Below are 13,232 nucleotides of genomic sequence, written 5' to 3'. Positions count from 1 at the left end.
CGCCACCCTTTACCCCCCAAAAATCTGCGGCGGGACCATTAGAAAACGACTCCCCGCATTCGCGAAAGCGAACACCGCGCAAACGCCCAACACCGCGTATGCCGAGTAAGGCCGCCCGCGCGGCCGCCACTCGGCGGGCCCCGCAGCACTCGTCACTGAGGCACACCGTAGCAGCGCCCCGAACCAAGACGGCGGCAGCCCGTCGGCGCGGTGGCCCTGACTGCGCGCAACCTCGATGCGCCCGAGGGAATCTGAAGGGAAGGCCAAAGGCCTGGACGAAGATGACGAGGGGGACGTCCGGAGCGAAGGCTCCGGACCGCAATCGTGGGCGCGCAGGCAGGGCCACCGCGACGACGGGCGACCTACGAAGCTCTACGACTGACCTACGAAGCTCGACGACTGACCCACGAAGCTCTCCAGCCAATCTACGAAAGGCCTACAACCGACCCACGAAGATCAACGACCGCCGCCAAACAATCAAGCCTTAACTGACCGATGCCGGCTAATACTCATCATGATTCCGAACGCGATCCCCATCGTAAACAACGCCGTCCCCCCATAACTCATGAACGGCAACGGCACCCCGACGACAGGCAAAATCCCCGTCACCATGCCGACGTTTACGAAGACGTAGATGAATAGCATCATCGTCAGCGCCCCCGACAACAGCCGTCCGAACTGCGACGCTGCGCGCGATGCGATGGTCAGGCCGCGGGCCATCATCAGACCGTACAGCACCAGGATGGCAATGCCGCCGTACAGGCCGAATTCCTCGGCGTACACCGCGAAAATGAAGTCTGTCGTGCGCTCGGGGATGAAGTCCAGGTGTGTCTGCGTGCCCTTCATGTAGCCCTTGCCGTACACGCCGCCCGAACCCACCGCGATCATTGATTGGATCGTATGGAAGCCCTTACCCAGTGGGTCAGAACTAGGATTCAGCAGCGTGCAGACCCGGTGTTTTTGGTAGTCGTGCAGCACCACCCAATTCACGTCCGGTTCGCACAACTGGTCTTCGTAGTAAACCAGCGTGCCAATCGCGATGATGCCGGCCAGCATCACCGGCACCAGCAGCTTGAACGACAGGCCGGCGAAGTAGATCACGAAGAAACCGGCGCCGAACACCAGCAACGCCGTGCCCAGGTCGGGTTGAAGCACGATCAGGCCGAATGGGGCGGCAAGCATCGCGGCGGCGGCCAGGAAGTCGCGGATGCGCACCGCGCCCTCGTGGCGCTGGAAGTACCAGGCCAGCATCATCGGCACGGCGATCTTCATCATCTCGGATGGCTGGATGCGCGTTACGCCCAGGTTCAGCCAGCGGGTCGCGCCCTTGCTGGTTTCGCCAAAGAACTCCACGCCCAGCAGCAGCACCACGCCCACCACGTAAAACGGCAAGGCCAGCTTCATCAGCCACTTTGGCGGGATCAGCGCCATCGTCCACATCGCGAAAAACGCGATGATGAAATTGCGCGACTGCTCGGCGAAACGCCAGTCCGTGCCGCCCACGGCGGAATGCATCACGGTCAGGCCCAGCGCGGCGAACATCAGCAAGATGGCCAGCAGCGGCCAATCAAATGCCGTGAACACGCGTAACAGGATAAGGCCCAAGCGCTTCATTATTGGCGCACCACGTCGGAAGTAATGGTTTCGACCGACGCCAGGGGGTCACTGCGGTCGGGGCGCACGATCTTGTCCTGCCGGTCTTTGGCCAGCCAATAGTCGAATACCTTGCGCGCCACAGGCGCCGCCACGCTGGCGCCCCAGCCCGCGTTTTCGACAATCAACGACACCGCGATGCGCGGGTGCTCAAGCGGTGCGAAGCCCATGAACAAGGCGTGGTCGCGCAGGCGTTCGTCGATGGCGCTGGCGCGGTAATGGCCGCCGCGCAGGCTGAACACCTGCGCGGTGCCGGTCTTGCCGGCGGCTTGGTATGGTGCGTTGGCGAAGGCGCGGCGCGCCGTGCCCGCACGCACCACGTCCGCCATCGCGTTCTTGATGACGTCCACGTTCGCCTGCTTCAACGGAATACGGTAATCAGGGGTGGACTCGGTGGGCTTGGCCACGCCGGAGCGCGGGTCGCGCACCGCGTGCACCAGATGCGGACGGCGAAACAGGCCGTTGTTGGCCAGCGTCGACGTGCCTTGCGCCAGCTGCAACAGCGTGAACGCGTTGTAGCCCTGGCCCACGGCAACCGAAATGGTTTCGCCGGCATACCAGCGCTGGCGGTCCTTGTCCTTGTAGGCCGAACGCTTCCAGTCGGTGGACGGCAGCACGCCACGCTTCTCGCCTTCCAGGTCGATGCCGGTGATCTGGCCAAAGCCGAATTGCTTGGTGAAATCGTGCAGCGCGTTCACGCCGATCTCGGGGCCGAGCGAATAGAAATACGTGTCGGACGACACCACGATGGCCTTGTGCATGTCGGTCATGCCGTAGGCCGCGCCACCCGCGTTGCGGAATTTCTGTCCGCCAAATTCGTAGTAGCCCGGGTCCGAAATGCGATCCGTCGCGCGGCGCTTGCCCAGTTCCAGGGCGGCCAGGCCGACGAAGGGCTTGTAAGTGGAGCCGATGGGGTACGTGCCGTACAGGGGACGGTTGATCAGCGGGTGGTCTGGCGATTCATTCAGCATGCGCCAGTTGTCCACGTCGATGCCGTCCACGAACAGATTGGGGTCAAACGACGGTTGCGACACAAAGGCCAGCACTTCACCCGTGTCCGGGTCGATGGCGACAAGCGCGCCACGCTGGCCTTCGAAGGCTTCTTCCGCCACCTTCTGCAAGCCCAGGTCGATGGACAGCATGATGTCCGACCCGGGCACCGGGTCGATGCGGCGCAACGTGCGCATGGGGCGGCCGCCTGCGGTGACTTCGACTTCTTCCAAGCCGGTGCGGCCGTGCAGTTGTTCTTCCCAGGTTTTCTCGATGCCCTTCTTGCCGATGACATCGGTGCCGCGATAGTTGCCCAGCTGGCCGGCGCGTTCCAGCTCTTCGTTGTCGCCTTCGGCGATGCGGCCGATATAGCCCACCACGTGCGCGGCAGATACGCCCTGCGGATATTCGCGCACCCAGCGCGCGCGCAGCTCAACGCCCGGAAACTGGAACGCGTGCGCGGCGAACCAGGCGGCTTCGGTCTCGTTCAGGTTGTTGCGCAGTTGCAGGCTGGCGTAGCGGCTGGACTCCGCCGCGCGCCGCTTGAAGCGCCGCTGATCGGACGGGCTGATATAGACCACTTCGGTCAGGCGTTCGAACAACTCGTTCATGTTGCCGGCGTGGGCGGGCACCACTTCCAGCGTATAGGTGCGGTAGTTGCGCGCCAGCACTTCGCCATTGCGGTCCAGGATCTCGCCGCGGCGCGGCGGAATTGGCACCACCGCGATGCGGTTGCGGTCGGCGCGTTCAGACAGGCCTTCGTAGCGGTCCACCTGCAAGTACCAGAACCGGCCCACCAGCACGCCGAAACACGCCAGGGCGAACACGCCGCCCACCCAGGCACGCAGGCGGAAGCGCTGCTTTTGCTGCTGGCCGGTTTTCTTGAATTCAAACATGAGGCGACGCCGCCATCAGGCGGAGGAAGATTCGGCGTCGTCGGCACCGCGCTGCGGCAAGTGCAGGACCCAACCCGCCAACGGCCACAGGGCGGCGGTGATGGCCACGCTGATCGTCCAGTCCCAGCCCGGCCATTTGCCGGCCAGCCAGGCGTGAATGATCTGGGTCAGGAAACGGGCGATGAAGAAGACAGGCAACATGTGCATCGCCTGGCTCCAGAGGTCGAACCGTTGCAGCCGGCGGTGCAGCACCACGGCGCCATAGGCGACCAGGGTGTAGGACAACGCGTGCTCGCCGAGCAAGCCCGCATCGTGCACATCCATCAGCAAGCCGAAGAAGAAGGCAGTGAACAAGCCGACGCGGCGCGGCTCGTGCACGCACCAGAAGGCGATGATCAGCAGCAGCACATCGGGCGCGCCTTGCCACAAGCGCCACGGCAGCAACGACACCAGCCACACCAGCAGCAGCGTGCCCCAGACGAACACGCCGTGCGCCGGACCAGACAGGCGGTCGGGGTGCACATTGCTGGGCGTACCCAGGCGGCGCCTGGGTTGCGATTGATTAGTCCGATCCACCGGAATCGACCTCCTGACGGTTGGACTCGGCGCGGGCCACATCTACCTGGAGCACCAGGAAGTGGCGATAGCGTTCGGGATGGGCCAGCGGTTCACACACGGCGCGGGCGAAACCAGAAGCGGTATCGCGTTCGACCGAGGTCACTTTGGCCACGGGCAGGCCGGCAGGGAACAAACCGCCGACGCCGCTGGTAACGATAGTATCCCCTTCCTTGATGTCCGCATTGGCGGCAAGGTAACGGACTTCCATCTTGCCGGGCGAGTTGCCGCCAAAGGCAATCAGGCGCAGGCCGTTGCGCAGCAGTTGCACAGGGATGGACACTTGCTCATCGGTGACCAGCGCGGCTTCGGCCGTCATCGGCGTCACGCGAACGATCTGGCCGACCACCCCGCCTTCGTCGATGACGGGCATGCCCGGCGCCAGGCCAGCTTTGCTGCCCTTGTTGAACACCAGCCGCTGCGTGAACGCGTTGGTGGGTTCGTACATCACTTCGACCACCACCGCCGATTGCGCCACGGTATCGGTCACACCCAGCAGACGGCGCAATTGCGCGTTTTCGGCGGCCAATTGGGCAGCATGCGACGCCACCTGGGCCAGCTCGATACGCTGGCGCTGCAAGGCTTCGTTTTCACTGCGGATAAGGTTGGCCGCGTTGACCCATTCGTTGACCTGTTGCACAAGGTCACGCGGCGCCATGACGGCGCGCTGGAAGGGGTAAATCGCCACGGACATCGCACGGCGTGCTGGTTCCAGCATGCGAAATTGCGAATCAATGATGATCAGGGCCAAAGCAAGGACGACCAGAACGACCAGCCGCACCTCCGCAGGTGGGCCGCGCCTGAATAGGGGAGGAGTCCCTTGTCGTTGCATGAATCTCAGCCCGGACGCCCGCGTCCGTAGCCACCGCAGCGGCCGGAGCCGGAAAAAAGCGGGGCTCCGGGCTGGCGGGCGGTATTAGTCGTTGATGAAGATGGCGCCCAGTTTCTCAAGGTGTTCCAGCGCCTCGCCGCAACCGCGCACGACGCAGGTCAGGGGATCATCGGCCACCACGACGGGCAGACCGGTTTCTTCCTGAAGCAGGCGATCGAGATCGCGCAGCAGCGCGCCGCCACCGGTCAGGGCGATGCCCTTGTCGGTGATGTCGGCGCCGAGTTCGGGCGGAGTTTGCTCAAGGGCGATCTTCACAGCGGATACGATCTGGTTCAGCGGATCGGTCAGCGATTCCAGGATCTCATTGGAAGAGACCGTGAAGCTGCGCGGCACGCCTTCGGCCAGATTGCGGCCCTTGACTTCGATTTCGCKGACTTCGGAACCCGGGAATGCGGAACCGATTTCCTTCTTGATCAGTTCGGCGGTGGGTTCGCCGATCAGCATGCCGTAGTTGCGGCGGATGTAGTTGACGATGGCCTCGTYGAACTTGTCACCGCCCACGCGCACCGAGCCCTTGTAGACCATGCCGCCCAGCGAGATGACGGCCACTTCCGTGGTGCCGCCGCCGATGTCGACGACCATGGAGCCGCTGGCATCGGACACGGCCAGGCCGGCGCCGATGGCCGCGGCCATGGGTTCTTCGATCAGGAAGACGTGGGACGCGCCCGCGCCCAACGCGGATTCGCGAATGGCGCGGCGTTCGACCTGGGTCGAGCCGCAAGGCACGCAGACGATAATGCGCGGACTGGGTGCCAGCATGTTGCGGGGGTGCACCATGCGAATGAACTGTTTGAGCATCTGTTCGGTGACCGTGAAGTCGGCGATAACGCCATCCTTCATGGGCCGAATGGCCTCGATATTGCCGGGAACTCGGCCAAGCATTTGCTTGGCTTCGTGGCCGACGGCCTGGATGATCTTTTTGCCGTGAGGCCCGCCTTCATGACGGATTGCGACCACGGAGGGCTCATCGAGCACGATGCCCTTGCCGCGGACGTAAATCAGCGTATTGGCGGTACCGAGGTCAATCGCCATATCGCTGGAAAAATAACTGCGCAGGAATCCGAACATGGGAGCTCAGCTAAATTCTGGGGGGAATTGGGTTCATGCCGCGGGGCGTTTGGCCCGAAAAAGGTCGGGTCCGCCTGTCATCACGGCGATTAAACCGTGAATCATAACTTATAATTTCACCGGAAATAGCGCATAAATGCAGGCTATTCAAGCTTTGTAACGGTATTGGTGCGTACATACTGCCCAGTCCCGCCCTTCGGCCTTCGCTTATCGATTTTGCAATCCCTATGGCGCTCAATGACACAGATGTGGCCCGCATTGCCCGGCTGGCCAGAATCGAACTGACCCCCGACCAGCGCACGCTTGCGCAGGCCGAACTTAACGGCATCCTCCACCTGATCGAACGGCTTCAGTCCGTCGACACCCAAGGCGTCGAACCCCTGGCTCACCCCCTGTCCGCCCATGAGGACATTGTGCTGCGCCTGCGTGAAGACGCCGTGACCGAGACCAGCTCGGAAGCCCGCCGCCAGGAACTTCTGGCCAACGCCCCCGACGCCCAGGAAGGCTTGTTCCTGGTCCCGAAAGTGCTGGATTAAGCCATGACCAAACCCGCCTTGCATACCCAATTCGAGGGGATCGCCGCCTTGCGCGCGGCCCTCGCCCAACGCCAGGTCAGCGCCGTCGAGCTTGCGCAAAGCGCGCTCGCGGCCGCCGATGCGGCCAGCGGCCTGAATTGCTTTTTACATATTGACGCTGAATTGACGCTGGCCCAGGCCCGCGCCGCCGACGCCGCGCTGGCCGATGGCTCGGCCGGCCCGTTGGCCGGTGTGCCCATCGCCCACAAAGACGCGTTCGTGACGCGCGGCTGGCGCACCACCGCTGGCAGCAAGATGCTGGACGGCTACGTCAGCCCGTTTGACGCCACCGTCGTCGAGCGCCTGAGCGCGGCCGGCGCCGTGTCCATCGGCAAGCTGAACTGCGACGAATTCGCCATGGGTTCCGGCAACGAGAATTCGGCCTACGGCGTCGTGAAGAACCCCTGGGATCACGCCGCGGTTCCGGGCGGATCGTCGGGTGGTTCGGCAGCAGCCGTGGCCGCCCGCCTGGTCGCCGCCGCCACCGGCACCGACACCGGCGGCTCGGTGCGCCAGCCCGCCGCCCTGTGCGGCGTCAGTGGCATCAAACCGACTTACGGCACGGTGTCGCGCTTTGGCATGGTCGCCTTCGGTTCCAGCCTGGATCAGGCCGGCCCCCTGGCGCAAAGCAGCCGCGACCTGCTCGAACTGCTGGACGTCGTCAGCGGCTTCGATCCGCGTGATGCCACCAGCCTGGAAAAGTGCGACGCCGCCGTGAATGAACCGGGCCGCGTCCGCCGCGATTTCGACTCGGTTCAGGCCTCGTTTGACGCCGCTGGCAGCCAGCCCCTGAAGGGCCTGCGCATCGGCGTGCCGGAAGAATATTTCGGCGCCGGTCTGGCCGCCGATGTGGCCGCCGCGGTGGAAGCCGCGCTGGCCCAATTCGAAGCGCTGGGCGCCGTGCGCGTGCCCGTGTCGCTGCCGCGCACGGAACTCGCCATCCCGGCCTACTACGTCATCGCCCCGGCCGAAGCGTCCAGCAATCTGGCCCGCTACGACGGCGTGCGCTACGGCCACCGCACCGAGCAGTACGGCGACCTGAACGAGATGATCAGCCGCTCGCGCGCCGAAGGCTTCGGCGACGAGGTCAAGCGCCGCATCCTGATCGGCACCTACGTGCTGTCGCACGGCTACTACGACGCCTACTATTTGCAAGCGCAACGCCTGCGCCGCCTGATCGCGCAAGACTTCCAGCGCGCCTACGCCGGCCAGTGCGACGTGATCATGGGCCCGGTCACGCCGACGGTCGCCAAGAACATCGGCGACAACCGCGACGACCCCACGGCCGACTGGCTGGCCGACATCTACACGCTGGGCGTGAGCCTGGCCGGCCTGCCCGCGATGTCGATCCCGTGCGGCTTCGGCGGCGACAACGGCAAGCGCCCGGTCGGTTTGCAGATCATTGGCAACTACTTCGACGAAGGCCGCCTGTTGGCCATCGCCGACCGCTACCAACAAGTCACCGACTGGCACAAGCGGTCTCCGCTCTGATGATGCCCCCACGCTCACTTCGCTCGCTGCCCCCAAAGGGGGCTGCCTGCGTTTGGGGCGGCCCGGCGCCGCAGCGCTGCGGCACTACTGATTGGAACTACAGATAATGAACTGGGAAATCGTCATCGGCCTGGAAACGCACACCCAGCTTTCCACCGACTCCAAGATTTTTTCGGGTAGCAGCACGCAATTCGGCGCCGCGCCCAACACGCATGCCAACGTGGTTGACCTGGCCTTGCCGGGCAGCCTGCCGGTCATGAACCGCGGTGCGGCGGAACGCGCCATCCGCTTCGGTCTGGCCGTGGGCGCGACCATCGCGCCGCGCTCGGTCTTTGCGCGCAAGAACTACTTCTACCCCGACCTGCCCAAGGGCTACCAGATCAGCCAATACGAGCTGCCGGTGGTTGTCGGCGGCACGCTGTCGTTCTTCGTCGGCGAAGAAGAAAAGACCATCAACCTGACGCGCGCCCACCTTGAAGAAGACGCCGGCAAATCGCTGCACGACGACTTCACGCTGGCCAACGGGTCGCCTGCCAGCGGCATCGACCTGAACCGCGCCGGCACCCCGCTGCTGGAAATCGTGACCGAGCCCGAAATGCGCTCGGCCGCCGAAGCCGTGTCCTACGCCCGCGCGCTGCACAGCCTGGTGGTCTGGCTGGGCATCTGCGACGGCAACATGCAGGAAGGCTCGTTCCGCTGTGACGCCAACGTCTCCGTGCGCCCGGTGGGCCAGAAGGAATTCGGCACCCGCACCGAGATCAAGAACGTCAACTCGTTCCGCTTCCTGGAACGCGCCATCGTTTACGAAGCGCGCCGCCAGATCGAGCTGATCGAAGACGGCGGCACGGTTGTGCAGGAAACGCGCCTGTACGACGCCGACCGCGACGAAACGCGCAGCATGCGCAGCAAGGAAGACGCGCACGACTACCGCTACTTCCCGGACCCCGACCTGCCCACGCTGGTGATTTCCAGCGCGTGGGTGGACGAAGTCCGCGCCGCGATGCCCGAACTGCCGGCCGCCCAGCGCGCCCGCTTCGAAACGCAATACGGCCTGCCCGCCTACGACGCCGCGCAACTGACCGTCAGCCGCGATCTGGCCGCTTACTTCGAAGCCGTGGCGCACGCGCTGCCGGCGGGCCAAGCCAAGCTGGCCGCGAACTGGGTCATGGGTGAAGTCGCCGCCGCCTTAAACAAGGACGAAAAGAGCATCGCCGATTCGCCCGTGCAAGCACCGGCATTGGCTGCCCTGATCAGCCGCATCATCGACGGCACGATCTCCAACAAGATCGCCCGCGAAGTTTTCGGTGCGATGTGGGCGGGTGAAAACGGCGGGGATGCCGACGCCATCATCGACGCGCGCGGCTTGAAGCAGATCAGCGACACGGGCGCCATCGGCGCCATGATCGATGAGGTGCTAGCCGCCAACCCGGCGATCGTGGAAGAGTACCGGGCCGGCAAGCAAAAGGCGTTCAATTCGCTGGTAGGCCAGATCATGAAGGCCGCTCGCGGCAAGGCCAACCCGCAGCAAGTGAACGACCTGCTCAAGCAGAAGCTCGACAACTGACAGCCCCAACGGGGATCAGTCTGATAAAAGGCCGCGGCACATTGCCGCGGCTTTTTCTTTTGCGAAGAATGGGGATGGCCAATTTTTGATCGGAGCCCCCCCGATGTCTGACTACTCGAAGCTCCCGCTACAGGTCGTTCACGGCCTTACTTCACCCCGTACTTCGTGCGGTACGCCTGCACCGCATCGCGGTTTTCCGCGAACGACGTGTCGTCTTGCAGCAGCGCCATGATGTCCGACAGCGATGCAATGGCCACCACGGGAATGCCGTAGGTCTTGGCCACGTCCTGCACGGCCGAGTGCGCTGACAGAGCGTCGTCGGGGCCGGCGCGTTCCATGCGGTCCATGGCGATCAGCACGGCGGCCGGTTCTGCACCCGCGTTGCGGATGATTTCCACCGATTCACGCACCGACGTGCCTGCCGTGATCACGTCGTCAATGATGACAACCTTGCCCTTGAGCGGTGCGCCGACCAGCGTGCCGCCTTCGCCGTGGTCCTTGGCTTCCTTGCGGTTGTAGGCAAAGGGCACGTCGCCACGGCCGTCCATACCGGGGTGCGCGGCCAGTGCCACAGCCGTGGCGGTGGCCAGCGGGATGCCCTTGTACGCCGGGCCGAACAACATGTCGAATTCCACACCCGAATCCAGCAGCGCCTGGGCGTAGAACTGCGCCAGCTTGCCGACCGAGCGGCCGCTGTTGAACAGGCCAGCGTTGAAGAAATAGGGGCTGATCCGGCCCGACTTGACCTTGAAGCTGCCAAAGCGCAGCACGCCTTCGTTCAGGGCAAAGCGGACAAAATCCAGGGAAGTGGCAGTAGAGGTGGCGGCGGGCATGCGAGAGGTCCGGTAGAAGATGGCAAACGCCCGCATTTTATCCGTTGTCAGGGCTATTCCCGAGCGGTCGCGCCGAGTCGGTTAAATTCCTGGCATTGTTCCGGCCCCTGGCGGCCGCTCTACAGGAGTTTCGCTTTGCTGCGCATCACGTCGATCAATCTCAACGGCATCCGGTCCGCCTTTCGCAAGGGCCTGCAACCCTGGATGGAAAAGCATGCCGCAGACGTCCTTTGCCTTCAGGAAATCAAGATCGCCGACGCCGATCTGACTGACGATCTGCGTCACCCGCCTGGCTACACCGGCCACTTCCATCACGCGGTGAAGAAGGGCTACAGCGGCGTGGGCATCTACCTGCGCGACGCGGCCGAACGCGTGAACATCGGCCTGGGCTGCGATGAATTCGACCCCGAAGGCCGCATCATCCGTGCCGACTGGAAGAACCTCTCGGTGATCAGCGCCTACCTGCCCTCGGGCTCCAGCGGCGACGAACGCCAGCAAGCCAAGTACCGCTTCCTGGACCGCTTCGGCCCGTGGATCGACGCCTTGATGCACGAACACAAAACCACCGGCCGCGAGTTCGTTATCTGTGGCGATTGGAACATCGCGCACAAGGAAATCGACCTGAAGAACTGGAAGGGCAACCTGAAGAATTCGGGCTTCTTGCCCGAAGAACGCGCGTGGCTGACCGACGTGTTCGACAAGCGCGGCTTTGTGGACGTTTTCCGCACCATCGACGACCGGCCCGACCAGTACACGTGGTGGAGCAACCGCGGCCAGGCCTGGGCGAAGAACGTGGGGTGGCGTATCGATTACCAGATCGCCACGCCCGGCATCGCCGCGCGCGCCCGCAACGTCGCCATCTACAAGGACGAGCGCTTCTCGGACCACGCGCCGTTGACGATCGACTACGACACCACGCTCTAAGCCACGCCGGGCGGGGTTGCGTCCGGCGTGGCAACGCCCGACATAGCGACGCTCGACGTAGCAACGCCCGACGCAGCACCGGCCGACGTATCGCCCACCGCCTCACGCAGCGACCGTTCGGCCTCTTGCCGCAGCCATGCCAGAAACGCCGCCGCGCGTGGATCATTGACGAACGGCCGGGGCGACAGCAGGAAGTACGCGGACCCATCGCGGACAAAGCCGTACGGCGCTTCCAACCGGTGATCCCGCAGCGCATCCCGCGCCATCAGCGCCGAACCGATGGCGACGCCCAGGCCCGCCGCAGCCGCTTGCAGGCTCAGATAGAAATGCTCATAGACCAGGCCGGCGCGGCGCGGCGGCTTGCGTCCTGCCGCCTGCGCCCATTGCCGCCACGCGCGCGGGCGCGTGGCGCTGCCCAACGCCACGCCGTCGTTCCAATCCGCTGCCCGCTCCCGGCCCGGCCGGCACACCGGCCCCGTCCATTCATCGCACACCCGCTCCGCATGCAGCGCCGCGTCCCATTCAAAATCATTGCGTCTGAACGCCACATCCACCCCCTGCGCCGCGAAATCGACCGCGCCACCCGCCGCGTAAAGATGCACCTGCACGCCAGGATGGGTGCGCTGAAAATCGGGCAGGCGGGGAATCAGCCACATCATGGCGATCGTGGGTTCACAGGACACAACGAGAGGCGCGGCCGTGTCCGGCTGCTGCAACTGCGCCAACCCCGCCCTCAACTGCTCGAACAGACCTTGCGTCACGGCAAGCAGCTGGTGCCCTGCATCGGTTAGAAAAACAGCTCGATTCCGGCGTTCGAACAGCGTCAATCCCAGCGCCTCTTCCAGCAGCTTGATTTGACGGCTGACTGCGCCATGGGTGACATGCAGCTCTTCAGCGGCACGGCCAAACGCTTCATGGCGGGCGGCGGCATCGAAGACGCGCAGCGAATTGAGCGGGGGCAGTTTCATGGCAATTGTTGAGTTTTTCTGACGGATATCCGGCATTAAAAATCGTTTTTCACCGCCACGCCAGGGTCACACAATGGGCGCCCTTTCCCGATATCCCTGCCTCTGCCCGCCATGACCGAACTCATTGCCGTCGCCCTCATCACCCTGCTCGCGGTCATCAGCCCGGGTCCGGACTTTGCCATGGTGACGCGTTACAGCTATCAGTTCGGCCGGCGCACCGGGCTGGTCTGCGCGCTGGGCATCGGGCTGGGCGTGCAGGTCCATGTGTTCTATACGATGTTCGGGGTCAGCCTCTTGGCCCATTACGCGCAGCCGGTGCTGCAGGGCATCAAACTGGCTGGCGCCTGCTATCTCGTCTACATGGGGTGGAAGACCTTCTTCAACCGCACCCCGGTCAGCCAGGACCTGTCTGCGCCGCCCGCGATCACGGCCTGGCAAGCGGTGGCCAGCGGTTTTCTGACGAATGCCCTCAACCCCAAGACCACGCTATTCGTGATCAGCACCTATACCCAGGTGGTGTCGCCCGGCACGCCGCTGGCGCAGCAGTTCGGCTATGGGCTGTTCATGTCGTTCGCACATTGGCTGTGGTTCAGCGTGGTGGCGTGGTCGATCTCATCAGACGGCTTGCGCCGCCTGTTGCTGGGGCACCAGCGGGGGGTCGACCGCGTGGTGGGCGTCGTCTTGATGCTGCTGGGCGCCGCATTGGCGGTCGTTCAGGTGTGATGCCCGAGCTGCCCTAGATCAAATAAATATTGGGGACGCA

12 protein-coding genes are annotated in these 13,232 nt (G+C 64.2%); 5 read left to right on the top strand and 7 right to left on the bottom strand.

Annotation, left to right across the window (positions count from 1 at the left end; all coding sequences use genetic code 11):
- Positions 1-477: 477 nt before the first annotated feature.
- The 5 genes from rodA to AC1DB0_RS20270 form a co-directional block, all read right to left on the bottom strand.
- Positions 478-1,614, bottom strand: coding sequence for a rod shape-determining protein RodA (gene rodA, locus AC1DB0_RS20290; protein ID WP_054420682.1), 1,137 nt, complete (start codon positions 1,612-1,614; stop codon positions 478-480).
- On the bottom strand, positions 1,614-3,539 hold the full coding sequence (mrdA, locus tag AC1DB0_RS20285) for a penicillin-binding protein 2 (protein WP_054420683.1): 1,926 nt from the start codon (positions 3,537-3,539) through the stop codon (positions 1,614-1,616). Before mrdA ends, rodA begins: the two co-directional genes overlap by 1 nt.
- A 15-nt stretch (positions 3,540-3,554) precedes the next feature.
- Entirely contained in the window at positions 3,555-4,115 is a 561-nt protein-coding gene (gene mreD / locus AC1DB0_RS20280) for a rod shape-determining protein MreD (protein WP_054420684.1), read from the bottom strand.
- Positions 4,102-4,986, bottom strand: coding sequence for a rod shape-determining protein MreC (gene mreC, locus AC1DB0_RS20275; RefSeq protein ID WP_054420685.1), 885 nt, complete (start codon positions 4,984-4,986; stop codon positions 4,102-4,104). Before mreC ends, mreD begins: the two co-directional genes overlap by 14 nt.
- 84 nt (positions 4,987-5,070) lie before the next feature.
- Positions 5,071-6,114 carry a rod shape-determining protein gene (locus tag AC1DB0_RS20270; protein WP_476758726.1) on the bottom strand — a complete coding sequence of 348 codons (1,044 nt, stop codon included), beginning with the start codon at positions 6,112-6,114 and terminating at the stop codon, positions 5,071-5,073.
- Positions 6,115-6,341: 227 nt separating this feature from the next.
- Here AC1DB0_RS20270 and gatC point away from each other — a divergent pair, with 227 nt between their 5' ends.
- The 3 genes from gatC (at position 6,342) to gatB (ending at position 9,744) form a co-directional block, all read left to right on the top strand.
- Complete coding sequence (gene gatC, locus AC1DB0_RS20265) at positions 6,342-6,650, top strand: Asp-tRNA(Asn)/Glu-tRNA(Gln) amidotransferase subunit GatC (protein WP_054420686.1); 309 nt, start codon at positions 6,342-6,344, stop codon at positions 6,648-6,650.
- A gap of 3 nt (positions 6,651-6,653) precedes the next feature.
- Positions 6,654-8,180, top strand: a complete 1,527-nt coding sequence (gene gatA, locus AC1DB0_RS20260; protein ID WP_054420687.1) for an Asp-tRNA(Asn)/Glu-tRNA(Gln) amidotransferase subunit GatA — start codon at positions 6,654-6,656, stop codon at positions 8,178-8,180.
- Positions 8,181-8,286: 106 nt separating this feature from the next.
- Positions 8,287-9,744 (top strand): Asp-tRNA(Asn)/Glu-tRNA(Gln) amidotransferase subunit GatB, encoded by a 1,458-nt coding sequence (gatB, locus tag AC1DB0_RS20255; protein WP_476757521.1) that lies wholly within the window; start codon positions 8,287-8,289, stop codon positions 9,742-9,744.
- A 146-nt stretch (positions 9,745-9,890) separates the two neighbouring features.
- On the opposite strand, the gene pyrE is transcribed toward gatB, so the two are convergent.
- Positions 9,891-10,613, bottom strand: coding sequence for an orotate phosphoribosyltransferase (gene pyrE / locus AC1DB0_RS20250; RefSeq protein ID WP_156336313.1), 723 nt, complete (start codon positions 10,611-10,613; stop codon positions 9,891-9,893).
- 99 nt (positions 10,614-10,712) lie between these two features.
- Here pyrE and AC1DB0_RS20245 point away from each other — a divergent pair, with 99 nt between their 5' ends.
- On the top strand, positions 10,713-11,501 hold the full coding sequence (locus AC1DB0_RS20245) for an exodeoxyribonuclease III (RefSeq protein ID WP_054420691.1): 789 nt from the start codon (positions 10,713-10,715) through the stop codon (positions 11,499-11,501).
- Here the strand turns inward: AC1DB0_RS20245 and AC1DB0_RS20240 are convergent.
- Positions 11,498-12,469 carry a LysR substrate-binding domain-containing protein gene (locus tag AC1DB0_RS20240; RefSeq protein ID WP_476757520.1) on the bottom strand — a complete coding sequence of 324 codons (972 nt, stop codon included), beginning with the start codon at positions 12,467-12,469 and terminating at the stop codon, positions 11,498-11,500. The genes AC1DB0_RS20245 and AC1DB0_RS20240 overlap by 4 nt on opposite strands.
- Before the next feature lie 111 nt (positions 12,470-12,580).
- Here AC1DB0_RS20240 and AC1DB0_RS20235 point away from each other — a divergent pair, with 111 nt between their 5' ends.
- Positions 12,581-13,192, top strand: a complete 612-nt coding sequence (locus AC1DB0_RS20235) for a LysE family translocator (protein ID WP_175170312.1) — start codon at positions 12,581-12,583, stop codon at positions 13,190-13,192.
- Positions 13,193-13,232: the final 40 nt, after the last annotated feature.

This window comes from Achromobacter sp. 10T422 (genome assembly GCF_056394065.1).
Note: the sequence above shows the minus strand (reverse complement) of the source record. Positions and strands in the feature narration are given on the sequence as shown.

Excerpts from the sequence above, each read along its gene's own strand:
- rodA (WP_054420682.1), bottom strand. The coding sequence starts at position 1,614 with ATGAAGCGCTTGGGCCTTATCCTGTTACGCGTGTTCACGGCATTTGAT.
- mrdA (WP_054420683.1), bottom strand. The coding sequence starts at position 3,539 with ATGTTTGAATTCAAGAAAACCGGCCAGCAGCAAAAGCAGCGCTTCCGC.
- mreC (WP_054420685.1), bottom strand. The coding sequence starts at position 4,986 with ATGCAACGACAAGGGACTCCTCCCCTATTCAGGCGCGGCCCACCTGCG.
- gatC (WP_054420686.1), top strand. The coding sequence starts at position 6,342 with ATGGCGCTCAATGACACAGATGTGGCCCGCATTGCCCGGCTGGCCAGA.
- gatA (WP_054420687.1), top strand. The coding sequence starts at position 6,654 with ATGACCAAACCCGCCTTGCATACCCAATTCGAGGGGATCGCCGCCTTG.
- gatB (WP_476757521.1), top strand. The coding sequence starts at position 8,287 with ATGAACTGGGAAATCGTCATCGGCCTGGAAACGCACACCCAGCTTTCC.
- pyrE (WP_156336313.1), bottom strand. The coding sequence starts at position 10,613 with ATGCGGGCGTTTGCCATCTTCTACCGGACCTCTCGCATGCCCGCCGCC.
- AC1DB0_RS20240 (WP_476757520.1), bottom strand. The coding sequence starts at position 12,469 with ATGAAACTGCCCCCGCTCAATTCGCTGCGCGTCTTCGATGCCGCCGCC.
- AC1DB0_RS20235 (WP_175170312.1), top strand. The coding sequence starts at position 12,581 with ATGACCGAACTCATTGCCGTCGCCCTCATCACCCTGCTCGCGGTCATC.